The 16,720-nt window shown below is 69.0% G+C and carries 14 protein-coding genes; 9 read left to right on the forward strand and 5 right to left on the reverse strand.

The annotated features are described in order from the left end of the window. Window positions 1–24: 24 nt before the first annotated feature. Together C8D81_RS03785 and C8D81_RS03790 are read left to right on the forward strand one after the other, a co-directional pair. Entirely contained in the window at window positions 25–747 is a 723-nt protein-coding gene (locus C8D81_RS03785) for a maleylpyruvate isomerase family mycothiol-dependent enzyme (RefSeq protein WP_094358391.1), read from the forward strand. 51 nt (window positions 748–798) lie between these two features. Next, window positions 799–2,310 carry an Hsp70 family protein gene (locus tag C8D81_RS03790; RefSeq protein WP_133625571.1) on the forward strand — a complete coding sequence of 504 codons (1,512 nt, stop codon included), beginning with the start codon at window positions 799–801 and terminating at the stop codon, window positions 2,308–2,310. A 6-nt stretch (window positions 2,311–2,316) separates the two neighbouring features. Here the strand turns inward: C8D81_RS03790 and C8D81_RS03795 are convergent, their stop codons facing one another. Continuing rightward, the gene (locus tag C8D81_RS03795) at window positions 2,317–4,470 is read right to left on the reverse strand and encodes a transglycosylase domain-containing protein (protein ID WP_166646660.1); all 2,154 of its coding nucleotides are present in this window, start codon (window positions 4,468–4,470) and stop codon (window positions 2,317–2,319) included. Between the two features lie 88 nt (window positions 4,471–4,558). Further along, window positions 4,559–6,265: a serine hydrolase gene (locus C8D81_RS03800; protein ID WP_133625573.1), complete on the reverse strand. Its 1,707-nt coding sequence runs from the start codon at window positions 6,263–6,265 to the stop codon at window positions 4,559–4,561. A gap of 204 nt (window positions 6,266–6,469) precedes the next feature. Here C8D81_RS03800 and C8D81_RS03805 point away from each other — a divergent pair, with 204 nt between their 5' ends. The 3 genes from C8D81_RS03805 (at window position 6,470) to C8D81_RS03815 (ending at window position 11,697) form a co-directional block, all read left to right on the forward strand. After that, window positions 6,470–7,006: a hypothetical protein gene (locus C8D81_RS03805; RefSeq protein ID WP_133625574.1), complete on the forward strand. Its 537-nt coding sequence runs from the start codon at window positions 6,470–6,472 to the stop codon at window positions 7,004–7,006. A gap of 413 nt (window positions 7,007–7,419) precedes the next feature. After that, complete coding sequence (locus C8D81_RS03810) at window positions 7,420–7,887, forward strand: hypothetical protein (RefSeq protein WP_094358415.1); 468 nt, start codon at window positions 7,420–7,422, stop codon at window positions 7,885–7,887. Between the two features lie 306 nt (window positions 7,888–8,193). Continuing rightward, window positions 8,194–11,697: an indolepyruvate ferredoxin oxidoreductase family protein gene (locus C8D81_RS03815; RefSeq protein ID WP_133625575.1), complete on the forward strand. Its 3,504-nt coding sequence runs from the start codon at window positions 8,194–8,196 to the stop codon at window positions 11,695–11,697. Between the two features lie 2 nt (window positions 11,698–11,699). Here C8D81_RS03815 and C8D81_RS03820 read toward each other — a convergent pair whose 3' ends face one another. After that, complete coding sequence (locus C8D81_RS03820) at window positions 11,700–12,467, reverse strand: SDR family NAD(P)-dependent oxidoreductase (protein WP_208109091.1); 768 nt, start codon at window positions 12,465–12,467, stop codon at window positions 11,700–11,702. A 93-nt stretch (window positions 12,468–12,560) separates the two neighbouring features. On the opposite strand from C8D81_RS03820, the gene C8D81_RS03825 reads away from it, so the two are divergent. Genes C8D81_RS03825 through glpX form a run of 3 tightly spaced genes read left to right on the forward strand, consistent with a single transcriptional unit; the run spans window position 12,561 to window position 15,003 of the window. After that, complete coding sequence (locus C8D81_RS03825) at window positions 12,561–13,052, forward strand: DUF456 domain-containing protein (RefSeq protein WP_094358419.1); 492 nt, start codon at window positions 12,561–12,563, stop codon at window positions 13,050–13,052. A gap of 6 nt (window positions 13,053–13,058) precedes the next feature. Next, window positions 13,059–13,964 (forward strand): AEC family transporter, encoded by a 906-nt coding sequence (locus tag C8D81_RS03830; RefSeq protein ID WP_208109092.1) that lies wholly within the window; start codon window positions 13,059–13,061, stop codon window positions 13,962–13,964. 16 nt (window positions 13,965–13,980) lie between these two features. Next, window positions 13,981–15,003, forward strand: a complete 1,023-nt coding sequence (glpX, locus tag C8D81_RS03835) for a class II fructose-bisphosphatase (RefSeq protein WP_094401368.1) — start codon at window positions 13,981–13,983, stop codon at window positions 15,001–15,003. A 17-nt stretch (window positions 15,004–15,020) separates the two neighbouring features. On the opposite strand, the gene serB is transcribed toward glpX, so the two are convergent. Next, on the reverse strand, window positions 15,021–15,926 hold the full coding sequence (gene serB / locus C8D81_RS03840; RefSeq protein ID WP_229237911.1) for a phosphoserine phosphatase SerB: 906 nt from the start codon (window positions 15,924–15,926) through the stop codon (window positions 15,021–15,023). A gap of 20 nt (window positions 15,927–15,946) precedes the next feature. Beyond that, the gene (locus C8D81_RS03845; protein WP_094358797.1) at window positions 15,947–16,162 is read right to left on the reverse strand and encodes a hypothetical protein; all 216 of its coding nucleotides are present in this window, start codon (window positions 16,160–16,162) and stop codon (window positions 15,947–15,949) included. 89 nt (window positions 16,163–16,251) lie between these two features. Here C8D81_RS03845 and C8D81_RS03850 point away from each other — a divergent pair, with 89 nt between their 5' ends. Further along, entirely contained in the window at window positions 16,252–16,668 is a 417-nt protein-coding gene (locus tag C8D81_RS03850) for a DUF423 domain-containing protein (RefSeq protein ID WP_094429583.1), read from the forward strand. Window positions 16,669–16,720 lie beyond the last annotated feature (52 nt).

The following is a 16,720-nucleotide window of genomic DNA, read 5'->3' on the forward strand; positions in this document are numbered from 1 at the left end:
GTCACCCGGGGGCAGACTGGCGCCATGGAACCCATCGGCGCATTCAAGCGACAGGCACTGCTGCCCGGCGACCTCAATCGGCTCGACCGGGAGACCGGGATGCTGCTCGCCACCGTCGACAGCCTCGCCGAGGACGAACTCCGCGGACCGTCGCTGTGCGAGGGCTGGAGCCGCGCCCAGGTGATCGGCCATCTGATCGGCAATGCCGACGCGATGGCCAACCTGGCGCACTGGGCGCGGACCGGTGAGGAGACGCCGATGTACGCCTCCAAGGAGGCCCGCAACGCCGCGATCGACGAGCGTGCCGCCCTGCCACGGCAGCAGCTCAAGGAGGAACTGCACGCCGCCAGCGACCGGCTCCGGGCCGCGCTGGATGAACTCTCCGGTGGTGTCGACACCGAGGTGCTGCAGGCGACTTTCGGCCCGCTCAATGCCTGGGCGGTACCGGCGCTGCGGATCACCGAGGTGATCCTGCACCACCATGACCTGGACACCCTGTGGACGCTGGAGGAGGCCGACATGGACGCCCAGGAGGACGGCCTGCTGCTCTGCGTCGGGATGAGCAGTGGCAAGGACTGGGGGAGCGGGGTACGCCTGATCACCGACGAGGGTGAGGACCTGGTGCTCGGTGCGGGGGAGACGACGCTGCGTGGTGGCCGGGATGCGCTGCTCGCCTGGCTGGCCCGCGGGCAGACCGATGGGGTACGCGGTGAGCCGCCCGCCCGACCCGATCCGGCGCTCGGTTGAGCCTGTCGGTCAACCCCCCGCTCGGGATGATTCGGTTGTTAGGCTCGAGCCATGCACCTGGGCGTTGACTTCGGGACCACGCGCACGATCGTCGCCTACGTCGATCGCGGGAACTATCCCGTGGTCAGCTTCACCGACCAGTGGGGTGACCCGCAGGACCATTTTCCTTCCGTGGTGGCGATCCAGGACGGCCGCCTGATGCACGGTTTCGATGCGCTGGCGGCCGCCGAGCAGGGTGCGCCGGTGCTGCGCTCGTTCAAGCGTGCGCTCGCCGCGGTCGAGGTCGGGCCGCAGACCACGATCGAACTGGACGGCGCACCGATCCCGCTGCTGGAGCTGCTGGTCAGCCATCTGAAGGCGCTGCGGGAGGCCATCACCGAGGCGTCGTCGGTGAGCGCCGAACCGCTGGAGAGCTGCGCCATCGCGGTACCGGCGCATGCCCACTCCGCGCAGCGATTCCTCACCCTGGAAGCGTTTCGGCGGGCCGGCTTCACCGTGCACGGGATGCTCAACGAACCCTCGGCGGCCGGTTTCGAATACACCCATCGGCAGGCCCGCACGGTGACATCGAGGCGTCGCCGGGTGATCGTCTATGACCTCGGCGGTGGCACCTTCGACGCCTCCCTGGTCCGGGTCGACGGGACGGCGCACGAGGTGCTCGACTCGCTGGGGTTGAACAATCTCGGCGGCGACGACTTCGATCGGATCCTGGTCGACCAGGCGCTGGCCACCGCGGGAGCCGATGTCGCCGCCCTGACCGCCCGCGAGCTGGACACCCTGCTGGCCGACTGCCGGGAGGCGAAGGAGCGGCTGTCCCCGCAGTCCCGGCGGATCGCGCTGGACGTCCCGGACGGCTCGGGTGGGACCGCGGAGGTGACGCTCAAGGTCGCCGACTTCTATGCGGCCGCGGCCCCGCTGGTGCAGACCAGCATCGAGGCGATGGCGCCGCTGGTCGGTGGCCTGGACGGCGCCGACGAACTCGCCGATGTGGCCGGGATCTATCTGGTCGGCGGCGGGTCCGGGCTGCCGATGGTGCCCCGGTTGCTGCGGGAACGCTTCGGCCGCCGGGTACACCGTTCACCGTATCCGGCGGCATCGACCGCGATCGGGCTGGCGATCTCGGTCGACGAGCAGTCCGGTTTCTCCCTCACCGACCGGTTGAGTCGCGGCTTCGGGGTGTTCCGGGAGGGCAGCGCGGGCCAACGGCTGCAGTTCGACCCGATCCTGGACCGCGCCGCCGCCCTGCCGGAGGGCAGCGAACTGATCGTCACCCGGCGCTACCGGGCCGCGCACAACCTGGGTGTCTTCCGCTTCGTCGAGTACGCCGCCCTGGACGAGGCGGGTGAGCCCCGCGGGGATCTGGTGCCGTTCGGGCAGGTCGCCTTCCCCTTCGATCCCGACCTGCAGCGCGCCGAGACCCTCGACCCGGGTGCGGTCTGGCGCCGGGAACCGGGGCCGGAGGTCGAGGAGCGCTACGTGATCGACCGCAATGGCATCGTCACGGTGCACATCACCGATCTGGACACCGGGTACCGGCGCACCGAGGCACTCAGCGCGGGTTGATGTCGGTCAGCCACCCTGTCGCTGATTGCCGCCGCTACCGCCACGGGTGAGGTCGGCCGGTGGGGTGGCGAACCGGGTCGCCGGTTCGCCGCGCAGGTAGGCGCGCATCGCTGGGGCGTACACGTTCCGGCCGACGTCACCGCCGCCGGAACCCTCCATCCAGAACCCCGAGGCCGGCAGGCGGATCCCCTTCAGCGAGGGGGTGCTGCGGCTGTACCGGCTGGATTCCCAGTAGGAGTTGGTCTTGTCGATGGCGATCATCGCGGCCCCAGCGACCTCGGGGGTGTAACCGGCGAACCAGACGGCCTGGTTGTCGTCGGTGGTGCCGGTCTTGCCGGCCTGCGGGTAACCACCCGGAATCCGTGCCGGGCTGCCGGTTCCGTTCATCACCTCGCCGAGCAGCGCGTTCATCGCATCAGCCACCTGCGGTTCCATCACCTGCTTGCAGTTGGCGCTGGGCACGGGGATGTCCTTGCCGTTCTTGTCGGTGATCGACTTCATGATGATCGGTTCGCAGTGCTTGCCGCGCGCGGCGAAGGTGGCGTACGCCTCGGCCACCGACAGCGGTGTCACCTCGGCCGAACCCAGCACGAACGAGGGCTTGTCGGCGAACTGCTCGACCACATCACCCGAGGAGCCGAGTTCGATCCCGGTGTCGCGGGCCATCGTCGTCGCCGCACAGCCACCGACATCGCGGATCAGCTGGACGTAGTAGGTGTTCACCGACCAGGAGGTCGCCTCGACCAGGTTCATGGTGCCGTTCCGGCTGGTGGAGTTGCTCACCCGCCAGTCACCGGGAAGTCGGAAATCCCCTTCACAGCTTGAGAAAGTCTGGCCACCGAAGTCCATCGTGTTCGGCGCGTTGTACGTGGTCCCGAAGCCCCGCCCCTGTTGGAGTGCGGCTGCCGCGGCGAACACCTTGAAGGTGGATCCGGCCTGGTACCCCTCGGCACCGCCCATGGGGTCGTCGCTGTTCGGGCCGCCGACGGCATAGTTGTAGTAGGTCTCACCGGCCGCCGCGTCACTGCCCATCACCAGTCGGGACTGGGCCATCGCCAGGATCAGCCCGGTTCCGGGCTGGATCATGCTCATGGTCGAGATGACCGGATCGCGCGGGTCGATGTTGTCCGAGATCGCCTTCTCGGCGGCATCCTGGGTCGTGGGATCGATCTCGGTCTGGATCGTCAACCCGCCACGGTTCAGGGTGTCCAGACGTTCGGAGGGGGTGTTGCCCAGCGCCGGCATCTTCTCCAGCGAACGCTTCACATAGTCACACAGGAACGGATAGCGGGTCCCGACACACCCGTTGGGATAGTTCTGCACCTTCGACGGGTCGAACTGGACCTTCTTGGCCTCATCGGCGTCGGCCTGGGTGACGATGTTCAGCTCCGCCATCCGGTTCAGCACCACGTTGCGGCGCTCGGTCGCGATGGTCGGGTTGTTCACCGGGTCGGTCGCGGCCGGGTTCTGCACCAGCCCGGCCAGCATCGCCGCCTGGTCGAGGGTGAGATCCTTCGCGGTGGTGTTGAAGTAGTGCCGGGCAGCCGATTCGACGCCATAGGCACCGTCGCCGTAGTAGGCGATGTTCAGATAGCGCTCCAGGATCTGATCCTTGGTGAGCCGCTTCTCCAGCGCGACCGCATAGCGAAGTTCCTGGATCTTGCGGGACACCGTCGGTGCCTGGGCAGCCGCGATCCCGGCCTCGTCACCGGCCTGCTTCGCGATCCCGATCTGGACCTGCTTCACATACTGCTGGGTGAGGGTGGAACCACCCTGGGTGTTGTCGGAGGAGGTGTTGGTCACCAGCGCGCGCAGCGTGCCGCGGAGGTCCATGGCGCCGTGTTCATAGAACCGGTTGTCCTCGATCGCGATCTGCGCCTGCTGCATCAGCGGGCTGATCTCGGAGAGAGGTTTGTAGATCCGGTTCTCTTCCCAGAAGGTGGCCAACACCTCGCCGTTGGCCATCAGGACCTTCGACTGCTGCGGTTGCGGTGGCGTCTCCAACTCGGCCGGCAGGGTGTTCATGCCGGTCGCGGCCGCCCTGCTCGCCGCGCCTGCCATTCCGGCGAACGGGACCACCAGGCCTGCCACCAGCAACCCTGCGAACACACTCACCATGACGAAGGCCAGCATCCGATTGGTGAACATCAGCGCACGCATGCGGCGAGCGTAGTCGGCGGATGGAAATCCAAACCAGGAATGTGATCCGCGCCATGCAGTGCCGAATACGATCGATCGACGAATGCGATCAGTCGTCGGAATCTCTGCGGCGCAAGGCATTCACAGCCAATCGGGCGGTCTCACCGATCGCCCAGTCCCACCGGTGGTGCGGTGTCTCCTGCTGCAACCGGGTGAACACCGCGACGGCAAAGCGGCGACCGTCGGGATAGGAGACCACGCCGATCTCGTGCCGGTGATCACCGGCGGTACCGGTCTTGCCCGCCACCTCCAGGTCGGCCGCCGGGAAGCCGCTGGCCAGCCGATGCGCCCACACCTGGCGCCGCATCAGATCGCGGATGGCGGCGCAGGCAGCGGGCGAGGCGGCCTGGTCGGACCAGATCAGCTCCAGCATCCGGGTGGCGCCGGCGGCAGTCGCGCGACAGGCGTACGGGCCGTCCAACGACCCGCCGAAGGTGAGCCGGTCGTAGAGGTCCCTGGTCGCCTCGCCCAGGCGTACCTGATCGGGCGGCAGCACCTGGCGCAGCAGGTGCTGCACGCGGTCGGCACCGAGGGTGTCCCAGATCGCGTCCGCCGCGGCGTTGTCGCTGATCGTCAGCGCGAGGTAGAGGGCGTCGCGCAGCGACAGGCGGACCGGATCGGCCATCGCCGAGATGCCGGTGGTGCCGCTGGTCCGGCCGTCGGGTCGCAGGGTCAGCGCCTGGTCCAGGCCGAGCAGGCCGGCGTCGGCGGCCCGGTGCAGGGCGATCCCGAGCGGTACCTTCGCCACCGAGGCCATCGGCCAGGCATCGTCGGCGTCGACCGCCAGCATCGCACCGCTGCGCAGATCGCGAGCGTGCAGCCCACCGACGACGCCCACCGCCCGCCAGACATCGCGGATCTGGGCGACGGTGGCGGCCGGTTGGCTGGGCCGGGGTGTGCTGCGTGGTGCCACATCGCCCTCCAGGGTGGCCGCCAGCGCCGCGACGGCACGGCTCGGTTCACCGGGCCCGGTACCGGCACGCCAGACCAGGTTGAGCCGACGCCGCAGGTCGAGGCCGACCAGCGGGATCCAGTGCAGGCCGCCGTCCAGGGCGTGCCGGGGATCGGTGAGGCAGGGTTCACCGGCGAGCGCGCGGGCCAGCGCGGCGGTCGGTGGGGTGTCCCAGACACAGCCACCGGGGTCGTAACCGTGCCGGTCCAGTTCGGCAGTGAGCACCTCCCGGAGCCCGGCATCCTCGTCCAGGATCAGCAACCGGTGTTCGCTCAGGTCGCTGGGATGCAACGCCGGCATCCCGGCCAGCGGATGCCGCGGTGGCAGAGCGATGCCGAGCGGCAGGCTCAGATCACCGGCCGCGGGGGTGGGCAACAGGGCGGCCGCGATCCGGCCGGCACGCAGGGCGGCGCCCCGTTCGGCTGCCGGAATCGGTTGCAGGACACAGTTTCGCGGCGTCAGCGCCTGGTCGAGCGCGGTCGCCATGGCGTGCAAGCGGGCCGGGGTGAGGGTGGCCGGTACGCCGACCGGGATCGCATCGGCGTCGACATCGACCAACCCGTTGGCCAGACCGTCGGCGGAATCGACGACGGCCGCGGCGCGCTCGGCGACCCGGTGCCCGGCGTCGGTGAGCCGGATGCCCCGGCCGGCCTTCTCGACCAGCGGTACGCCGAGATGGGCTTCCAGGGCCTTGACCCGCTGGCTCAGCGCCGGCTGCGCCAGGTCGAGTTCCTCGGCGGCCCGGCCGATGTGCTCGGTCCGGGCCACCGCCACGAAATAGCGGAGATGCTTGAGCAGGTCCACGGCGTCAGTGTGGCACGGGGTCTGGGTGGTGATTCATCGCGTTCTGATCTGGTTTGTGGGTCGGAAGCAGATGGATCGCGCGGGGCGACCCTGTGGATAAGGGGGTACCGCGGGGTGACGGACCTTGGCAGGATGTGATTCGACCCACACCCTCGGGGGGCTCTTGTGATTGCTCGTTCCACGCGCACGGCGCTCGCTGCGCTGGTGTTGTTGCCACTGGCTGCGGCCTGTACGCCGGACCGTCCACCGACCGGTACGAGTGTGCCGCCGCCGGTCACCAGCGTCGCACCGGACCCGCCCACGCCGAGTGCCTCACCGACGCCCAGTCAGGAGGAGCTGTCCGCACAGGCGGAGAAGGCATATCGGACGGCCTTCGATGAAATGGAACGAATGGCTGTTGCCGGTGGCGCGGATGACGTGAGCGATGTGATCAAGGGGGTGGCTGCGGAACGCTTCTTGGTGAAGTACCGAACCGGCCTTCAGGACCAAAAGAAGCGTGGTTACACGGTAGAGGGGCGCGGTACGACCCGAGTCAAAGCGACTCCTGGTTTGGTGAGTCTGGACTATGACCCCCAGCTCACCCTTCGTATCTGCGAAGACCGAACCAAAACCACGTGGACAGAGGGCGGTGTCACGGAGAAGGGCACTCGAACAGTGGGATACGTGTACGGCCGGGTTATTGACTCTCGCGTCAAGGTCGTCGACATTGTCAGCGAAGTAGTTGACTCATGCGACTTCTGATCGCAGCCGTCCTCGCGATCGTGTTGATCGGCGCAACCCAAGTATCGCAGACGCACGCCGGCCCCCCTCCACCGCCGTGCCCCACCACCGACCCGCGATGCAGTTCGATGAATCTCGGTCGAGGAAATACGAACATTCAGACTGATCAAAGCGGCATCGTAGGTCTGTCCGAACTGGTCAAAAAGGTCATAGGCGGACCTGCTCCCGGCATCGGAAGGAAGAACGGCCAGCCGTCCAATGGCAATCCCGTCATCGATCGGCCGTTGAGCCCGCGGGATCAGGCGCGGGTGGCTGCTGGGATACCACCGGTGGAGAGCTGCGGTGGGTTGATCGGTGGGCCGCCGGTCGATTGTGGGGGACCGGCGCCGGCGCCCGTACCGGTAGCGGGGCCGCCACCGCCCCCGGATCCGCGTGTGGTCGCGCAGCAGGTGCTGGCCCGGCTGGAGATTCCGGCGCCCACGGCGTACACCGGTCCCGACCACACCAGGAACGAGTGGCAGATGATGGTCGTCGGCTACCCGGTCTGGCTGTGGACCACCGGACCCGACTCGTACACGACCACGGTCACCGAGCAGGGGCTGACGATGACCCTCACGGCCCGCCGGACAACCACAGAGTTCCGCCTCGGCGACGGCACGACCAAGTTCTGCGGGCGGACCACCCCCTACAACAACGCCGTCCAACCAGGTGCCCGATCGCCGAGCTGCGACCACGTCTACCAGAAGCCGTCCAAGCCCGGCAGCTACCAGATCAGCGCCACCACGCACTGGCAGGTCACATGGTCCGCGCTCGGGCAGACCGGCACGCTGCCGTTCCAGCGCACGGGCCCGACGACCGAGTTGCCTGTCGGGGAACTCGTCTCGGTGCGCGTCCGCGACTGACGCACGGCGGTGCGCTGGGACATGCAGTAGTGCTGAAGATCCATGATCAAACCCAGTGGGACTGGGTTTGCAATCGTCAAGAACCGGACTACTGCATGTCCTAGCGCAGGGGCTCATCTCGACACGCGCGGCATTGCTCCCCTTCGCTCCACATGCCGCGCTACTCGATGAGCGTGGTGGCTTCGACTCGCTGCGCTCGCTCAACCAACCTGGTAGCGGTACTAGGCGAGGTACCTGAGTACCGCTTCCAGTGGTCAGGAGTTATGCTCGTCGGCGAACCGTTGGCCACTCAAGGAGGAGCACCCGATGACTCAGACCCCGCAGCGTCCCCGCCTGGAGGATCGTTACGAGGCGACGAGTGGACGGGTGCAGCTGACCGGCATCCACGCCCTGACCAGGCTGCCCATCGAGCAGCATCGCCGCGATCTGGCGGCCGGCCTGGATGTCGCCACCCTGATCACCGGTTACGAGGGCTCGCCACTGGCCGGTTACGACCTCGAACTGCTGCGCAACAAGAAGCTCCTCGACCCCAATCAGATCGTCGTCCAGCCGGCGCTCAACGAGGAGTCCGCGGCGACCGCGCTGCAGGGCAGCCAGCTGGTCAACAACTTCGAGGGTGCGAAACACGACGGAGTGGTCGGGCTCTGGTACGGCAAGGCCCCCGGCCTGGACCGGGCCGCCGACGCCATCCGGCACGGCGCGCTGATGGGCGCCCACCGCTACGGCGGCGCGGTGCTGTTCGTCGGTGATGACCCGGCCGCCAAATCCTCGACCCTGCCGTGCTCCTCGGAGTTCGCGATGGCGGACTTCAACATCCCCTTCCTCGACCCCGCCGACTCCCAGGACGTCATCGACCTCGGCCTGCACGCCATCGAACTCTCCCGGATCACCGGACTGTGGACCGGGGTCAAGATCGCCACCGCCGTCGCCGACGGTTCCTCCCCGGTCGACCTGGACCGGGACCGGCCCGCGCCGATCGAACCGCAGGGCGGGCGTACCCACCAGCCCACGTCCCGCCTGCTGCAGCCCCATCTCACCCCGCTGGAACAGGAGCAGTACGGCCGGAAAACCAGGCTGGCAAAGGAATATGCCCGTCTCAACGGGTTGAACCGGATCATCGGCGCCGCCCCCGGTGACCGGATCGGCATCGTTGCCTCCGGGCGTACCTTCCTCGAACTCACCGAAGCACTCCGCCGCCTCGGCATCGACGCCGACGACCTCACCGAGACCCCGATCCGGCTGCTGCGGATGGGCATGGTGTTCCCGGTCGAGGAATCGGTGATCGGCGAGTTCGCCGACGGCCTGGACGAGATCCTGGTGGTGGAGGAGAAGCGGTCCTTCCTGGAGGCTGCCATCAAGGACATCCTGTACGCCACAGCGGTGCGCCCGCGGGTGACCGGCAAGCAGGACCCGGCCGGCAGGCAGCTCGTGCAGGCCTGGGGCGAACTCGACTCCGACGCCATCCTCGCCCCGCTGCGTCGCCGGCTCACCGACACCGGTGCCCTTGCTGAACAGCCCGACCCCGCCGAGGTCAGCGCCGCGGCGCGGGCCGCCGCGGTGGAGTCGACCCCGGCGACCAGCCCCGGTGCGGTCCGCACCACCAGCACCCGGATCGACCTGCCGCTGGTGCAGCGCGCGCCCTACTTCTGTTCGGGTTGCCCGCACAACAGCTCCACCCGGCCGATCGAGGGCAGCCTCACCGGTGCCGGCATCGGCTGCCATGCACTGGTGCTGATGATGGATCCGCGTCAGGTCGGCGAGGTGACCGGGCTGGCGCAGATGGGCGGTGAGGGGCTGCAGTGGGTCGGCATGGCGCCGTTCACCGACCGCGACCACTATGTGCAGAACCTCGGCGACGGCACCTTCGACCACTCCGGTTCGCTGGCCATCCGCGGGGCGGTCGCCTCCGGTGCCAACATCACCTACAAGCTGCTCTACAACTCCGCGGTCGCCATGACCGGCGGCCAGCGCGCCGTCGGCGGGATGGGCGTACCCCAGATCGTCGACGTGCTGCGCGCCGAGGGTGTCGCGAAGATCATCGTCACCACCGAGGACCGTTCCCGCTACCGCGATATCCGGCTGCCCGCCGACGTGCCGGTCTGGGACCGCAGCCGGCTCGACGAGGCCCAGCGGGTGCTCGCCGACACCCCCGGGGTGACCGTGCTGGTGCACGACCAGCAGTGCGCCACCGAGAAGCGCCGCGGCCGCAAGCGCGGCACCATCCCCAGCAGCAACACCCGGGTCTTCATCAACGAGCGGATCTGCGAGGGCTGCGGCGACTGCGGGGTGAAGTCCAACTGTCTCTCGGTGCACCCGGTGGACACCGAGTTCGGGCGCAAGACCCGCATCCACCAGTCCTCCTGCAACCTCGATCTTTCCTGTCTGGACGGGGATTGCCCGGCTTTCATGACCGTCACCGTGCCGGACGGCAGCAAGCCGCAGGGCAGCAGTTCCTCCGGCCCGCTGGACGCCGATGCCTTCACCGATCCGCAGCCGCTGGTGGGTGCCGACGAGTTCGCCGTCCGGCTGATGGGCATCGGCGGTACCGGCATCGTCACCGTCTCCCAGCTGCTCGCCAACGCGGGCCTGATCGCCGGCTGGCAGGTGCGCTCGCTCGATCAGACGGGGCTCGCCCAGAAGGGCGGTGCGGTGGTATCCGATGTCCGCTTCGCCCGCCGCGGTACGCCGACCAGCAGCAAGATCGGCCAGGGGGAGTGTGACCTCTACCTGGGTTGTGACCATCTGGTCTCCGCCGATCCGCGGAACCTCACCGTCACCGACACCGAGCGCACCATCGCGGTGCTGAACACCTCGCGGATTCCCACCGGACAGATGGTTTCCGATGTCGCGGCCGACAACCCGAGCGCCGAGGCGGTGCTCGCCCCGGTCGTCGACGCCACCCGTGCCGAGCACGCGGTGCAACTCGACGCCCGGGACCTGTCCACCCGGTTGTTCGGCAACGATCAGTACGCCAACGTGCTGATGCTCGGCGCCGCCTACCAGCAGGGCGCGATCCCGCTGCCGGCGGAGGCGATCGAGGAGGCGATCCGCCTCAACGGGGTCGCGGTCGAGGCCAACCTGCAGGCGTTCCGCCGTGGCCGCCAGGCCGTCGCCGAACCGCAGGCGCCCGCCCTGCACGCCGCCGAACGCCGCACCGGCCCGCGGACCCTCGACGAGACGATCGCCCTGCGGGTCGATGAGCTGACCGCCTACGCCGACCAGGCGTACGCCGGCCGCTTCGCCGACCGGGTCGCCCGTGCCCGAGCCGCGGAATCCGAACTGGGCAACGGATCCACGGCGTTCACCGAAGCCGTCGCCCGGCACCTCTACAAGCTGATGGCCTACAAGGACGAGTACGAGGTGGCCCGGCTCGCGCTGCTCCCCGAACTCGATGCCGACCTGGAGCGCACCTTCGGCCCCGGGGCGCAGGCCAGCTGGAAACTGCACCCGCCGATGCTGCGGGCGCTCGGCATGGACGGCAAGATCACCCTCGGCCCGAAGTTCGCGCCGGCGTTGAAGGCGCTGCGATCGATGAAGCGGCTGCGGGGCACGAAGCTGGACGTCTTCGGCATCGGTGAGGTCCGTCGGGTGGAGCGCGAGCTGATCACCGAGTACGAGCAGGTCATCGACGCGTTGATCGATCAGCTGACCACCGAGAACCTCGACCTCGCGGTCCAGATCGCCGAGCTGCCCGATGTGGTCCGCGGCTACGAGGAGATCAAGCTGGACAACGTCCGCCGCTACCGGGAGCGGCTCGCCGAGCTGCGGCTCGAGTTCGAGCGGGTGGGGCGGCGCACGAACCGGGTCTGAACTCAGCGCGGCATCCGCCGCCAGACCCGCCTCGGCACGAACGGTGCCACCGAGAACATCGCCCGCAGCTGCCAGGGGATCCACAGCTCGACCTCGCGGCCGCTGTCGATCGAGCGCACCACCGCGTCGGCGACCTGGGCCGGGGTGGAGGAGAACGGTGCCGGGTCCATCCCGGTGGTCATCCGCCCGATCACGAAACCGGGCCGGGCGATGATCAGGCGTACGCCACTGCCGTGCAGCGCGTCCGCCAACCCGGAGGCGAAACCGTCCAGCCCGGCCTTGGCCGAACCGTAGACATAGTTCGCCCGGCGCACCCGCACCCCGGCCACCGAGGAGAACGCCACCATCGTGCCCCGGCGCCGCGGCCGCATCCGTTCGGCGAGCACCGTCAGCAGGGAGGCCTGGGCGACGAAGTCGGTGTGCAGGATCGCCACCGCCGCATTGTTGTCGCGTTCGGCCTGTTCCTGGTCACCGAGTACGCCGAAGGCCAGCACCGCGATGTCGATCGGGCCAGCCAGTGCCTCGACCTCATCGATCAGTTGCTGGTGACCGGCGGTGTCGTCGGCGTCGAACTCGACGGTCTCGACCCGCACCGCCCCGGCCGCCAGACATCGGTCCCGAGCCCCGCTCAGATCCCCGGGGCGGGCCAGCAGCACCACGGTGCGGCCGGGGGAGAGCCGCTCGGCGATCGCCAGACCGATCTCGCTGCGGCCGCCGAAGACGGCCACCACCTCACCCGCACCACTGCTCGCGTCATTCCTGTCAGCCACGGTCCCATCGTGCCAGCAGTGCGACCGGGTCACGCCGAACCCCACTAGGATCGCCCGAGAGCCCCGATCCCGGCCCGTGCAGGAGGTGCGTCCGTGAGTCCCGACGTCATTGCTTCGATCGTGACCGGAATCCTTTGCCTGATAGGCATCATCGGCATCATCGTGCCCGTGCTGCCCGGCAGCATCACGGTGATCGCCGGTCTGCTGGTCTGGGCGATCGTCATCGGCGGGCAGGTCGGTTGGACCGTGTTCGGGATCGGCACCGCCTTCTGCGTGGCCGGGATGCTGGCCACCTACTTCATCACCGGCCGGGTGCTGCGCCGGGAGAAGATCCCCAACCGCTCGATCGTGATCGGGCTGATCTGCGGGATCATCGGCATGTTCGTGATCCCGGTTGTCGGGTTGCTGATCGGCTTCGTGGCGGGTCTGTTCGCCAGCGAGTACGCCCGGTTGAAGAGTGCGCGGACCGCCTGGGGGGCGTCCTGGCAGGCGATCAAGGCGACCGGCGCCGGGTTGCTGGTCGAGTTCGGGTGCGCGGCGGCCGCGATCGCGACCTGGGCCGCTGGCCTGATCATGCATTTCTGAGGCCGGATGGGCATCCTGCTGGCCCTGGCCAATGTGATCGTCCCGGTGCTGGTGGTGGCCGGTGCGGGGTTCGCGCTCGGTCGCTTCTTCGAGCTGGATGCCGGCACGATCAGCAAGATCAGCCTGCATGGCCTGGTACCGGCGATGGTGCTGGACTCGCTGCTCACCACCGAGGTCTCCGGTGCGGTCGGCGTACGCCTGATGCTCGCCTATCTGGTCGCCGCCGTCGTCGGCGCACTGCTCGCCGCGGTCCTGATCGGCCGGGTCCCGCCCGCCACCCGACGCGCGGTGATCGTCAGCGTGGCCATCTCCAACTCCGGGAACATGGGCCTGCCGATCGCGCTGTTCGCCCTGGGCCAAGCAGGTTTCGACCAGAGCGTGCTGCTGTTCCTGGTGTCGATGATCCTCGGTTTCATCGTCGGGCCGCTGCTGTTCGGCTCCGCCGGCGGGGCCCGGTCGGCAATGCTCGGCCTGCTCAAGCTGCCGGTGATCTGGGCCGTCGTCGTCGGGCTGGGGATGCGCCTGCTCGGCCTCCAGTTCCCGACCGGTGTGATGCGCGGGGTGGAGATGCTCGCCACCGCGACCCTGCCGATGGTGCTGCTCGCCCTCGGCATCCAGCTCGGCGCCAGCAAACGGGTCCGCCTGACCCGCGCGGTCGTCGTCGGATCGGTCGTGCGGGTCCTGGTGATGCCGGTGATCTCGCTGGGCGTCGGACTCCTGTTCGGGATGTCCGGCGTACCGCTGCAGGCCCTGGTGCTGTCCGGTGCGATGCCCACCGCGGTGAACGCCTTCCTGCTCGCACTGGAATACAAGGGCGATGTCCGCACGGTCGCCGACACCGTGACCGTGACCACCGTGCTCAGCTTCCCGGTGGCAGCGCTGGTGGCCGCGGCACTGCCGTACCTGGTTTGATCGATAGGGTGGCGTCATGTCGGACGAGATGACCTACTTGTTGCCCAACCACAACCTCGGCCTCGATCTGATGCGCGCCACCGAAGCCGCGGCCCTGGCCGCCGCCCCCTGGGCCGGTCGCGGGCAGAAGGAGTCCGGCGATCAGGCGGCCGTCGACGCGATGCGGGCGGTGCTCAACGCGGTCCGGATGTCCGGCACCATCGTCATCGGCGAAGGCGAGAAGGACGAGGCGCCGATGCTCGCCAACGGGGAGAAGGTCGGTACCGGTGAGGGCCCGGCGGTGGACATCGCGGTCGACCCGGTCGACGGCACCCGGTTGCTGGCCTGGGGCATGCGGAACTCGATCGCGGTGCTGGCCGCCGCCGACGCCGGCAGCATGTACAACCCGACGATGTGTTTCTACATGGACAAACTGGTCGTCGGCCCCGAGGCCGCCGACCAGATCGATCTGGATGCGCCGATCGCGGACAACATCGCCAAGGTCGCCCGGGCCAAGGGCAAGTCGGTGGGGGACACCGTGGTCGCGGTGTTGAACCGGCCGCGGCACGAGCAACTGGTCGCCGACATCCACGCCGCCGGCGCCCGGACCCTGATGTTCACCGATGGCGATGTCGCGGCCTCGGTGGCGGCCGCCTCCGACGAGCTGCAGGACGTCGACATCATGGCCGGTATCGGTGGCTCGCCGGAGGGTGTGGTCAGCGCCTGCGCGATGAAGGCGATGGGCGGGCGGATCCTGGCCCGGTTGCAGCCGACCAGCGACGAGGAACGCCAGCGCACCATCGACGCCGGCCTCGACGTCGACAAGGTGCTGGACACCAACGACCTGGTCTCCAGCGACAACACGCTCTTCGTCGCCACCGGGATCACCGAGGGTGATCTGGTCAACGGCGTCCGGCACTCCGACCGCGGCGCCCGTACCCACTCGGTGGTGATGCGCTCCACCTCGGGCACGATCCGCTACATCGAGGCCTACCACCATCTCGACAAGGTGGAGGCGTACGCCAAGGCGCACGGCAACCAGGTCGGCGACCGGCTCTGAGCGGTACGCCGCAGCGGTCAGAGCGGCAGGCCGAGGATCGGCGCCAGCACATCCAACCGTTCGGTCAGGCTCGCATCGGCGGCCGCCCGGACCGCGGGCTTTGCGTTGAACGCGACGCCCAGCCGGGCGAGCGCCAGCATGTCCAGATCGTTGGCGCCGTCACCGACGGCGACCGTCCGCTCCAGCGGGATCCCGGCGGTCTCGGCGTACGCCCGCAGCCGGCGTGCCTTCTCCGCCCGGTCGACCACCGCCCCGGCCACTCGGCCGGTCAGCCGGCCGTCGGCGACCTCGAGCCGATTCGCGTGGGTGTAGGTGATGCCGAGGTCGGCGGCCAGCGGTTCGACGATCTCGGCGAAGCCGCCGGAGACCACCCCGACCGGGCATTCGGCGGCGGTCAGGGTGCGGATCAGCTCCGGTACGCCGGGGGTGGGGCGGACCGCGGTGCGCACCTCGGCGAACACCGAGGTCGGCAGCCCTTCGAGCACCGCGACCCGCTGGTGCAGGCTCTGGGCGAAGTCGAGCTCGCCGCGCATCGCCCGTTCGGTGACCGCCGCGACCTCGGCCTCGCGGCCGACGTGGGCGGCGAGCAACTCGATCACCTCGGCGGTGATCAGGGTGGAGTCGACATCCATCACCACCAGCAGCGGCGCGTCGACGCTCAGGTCGGCGGGACGGACGACGACCCGCCGACCGGCCGGCTCGGCCAACCGACGGAGCCTCCTGCCGAGTTCGCGCCAGTCCGCCCCGGCGACCTCCACCTGGTGCAGGCCGATCGCTCGCGCCCCCTCGATGGCGGGGAGAGCGCCGAGATCGCTCACCTCGGCAACCCGACCGCCCAGCTCCGCCGCGCTGCGGCGTACCGCTTCGAGGTCGGGATCGGTGCCGGTGGGGGAGATCAGGACGGCGATCGCGGGCTCAGTCACGCGCCACAGGCTAGCGATCCTCAGTTCTTGCGGTTGAGGTTCTCGTCCTCGGGCGCATCGCCCTGGGGCGGACGCAACATCTCGCGCGCGACATTGTGATAGCCGAAGTTGTCCAGCACCCGGGCCGCGGTCTCCGGCGGCAGGCCGTAGGCCTCGGCGAGCATGCGGACATTCTCGGCATAGAAGGCGTGCAGCTTCGACACGCCCTTGAGGAACTCGATCTCGGGAGCTGCCATGGTCGCCTCTCGTGGGGGTCGGTCCATTGTGACAAACGACGCCCCGTTGACAGTCGTGGGTCGCCGCGGATGACAACTAGGCTGCCATCATGTCCCAGACCAGCGATGCCCCCACTCGTCAGGGCAGTGGCCATGATCGAGGTCCTGCCGTCGCCGCGGTACGAGCCGGTGCGATCCTGGCGGCGATCGGTGTCGGTCTGGGTGCCTTCGGTGCGCACGGGTTGTCCGACCGCCTCGCACCGGACCTGTTGGCGGTCTTCGAGACCGGGGTGCGCTACCAGATGTACGCCGCCCTGGCGATGCTCGCGCTGGGTGCGATCGGGCAGCGACGAGCCCCGATGCTGCTGCTCGCCGGGGCGGTGGTCTTCGGTGGATCGCTCTACGTGCTGGCGCTGAGCGGGGTGCGATGGCTGGGTGCGATCACCCCGATCGGCGGGGTGCTGATGATCATCGGGTTGATCCTCGCCGCGGTCGATGCCGGGCGGGGCCGTTTCGGCTCTCGCTGAGTCGACTTCCGTGGCAGGATGCTCCCACGGGAGGTGCCATGGGACAGTCAGC

Origin of the sequence: Enemella evansiae (genome assembly GCF_004362375.1) — a bacterium.
GTDB classification, from domain to species: domain Bacteria; phylum Actinomycetota; class Actinomycetes; order Propionibacteriales; family Propionibacteriaceae; genus Enemella; species Enemella evansiae.

Bases quoted from the DNA above. Each gene is read 5' to 3' on its own strand.
- C8D81_RS03815 (WP_133625575.1), top strand. From the start codon at position 8,194: ATGACTCAGACCCCGCAGCGTCCCCGCCTGGAGGATCGTTACGAGGCG.
- C8D81_RS03790 (WP_133625571.1), top strand. From the start codon at position 799: ATGCACCTGGGCGTTGACTTCGGGACCACGCGCACGATCGTCGCCTAC.
- C8D81_RS03850 (WP_094429583.1), top strand. From the start codon at position 16,252: ATGTCCCAGACCAGCGATGCCCCCACTCGTCAGGGCAGTGGCCATGAT.
- C8D81_RS03830 (WP_208109092.1), top strand. From the start codon at position 13,059: ATGGGCATCCTGCTGGCCCTGGCCAATGTGATCGTCCCGGTGCTGGTG.
- C8D81_RS03795 (WP_166646660.1), bottom strand. From the start codon at position 4,470: ATGCGTGCGCTGATGTTCACCAATCGGATGCTGGCCTTCGTCATGGTG.
- glpX (WP_094401368.1), top strand. From the start codon at position 13,981: ATGTCGGACGAGATGACCTACTTGTTGCCCAACCACAACCTCGGCCTC.
- C8D81_RS03785 (WP_094358391.1), top strand. From the start codon at position 25: ATGGAACCCATCGGCGCATTCAAGCGACAGGCACTGCTGCCCGGCGAC.
- C8D81_RS03845 (WP_094358797.1), bottom strand. From the start codon at position 16,162: ATGGCAGCTCCCGAGATCGAGTTCCTCAAGGGCGTGTCGAAGCTGCAC.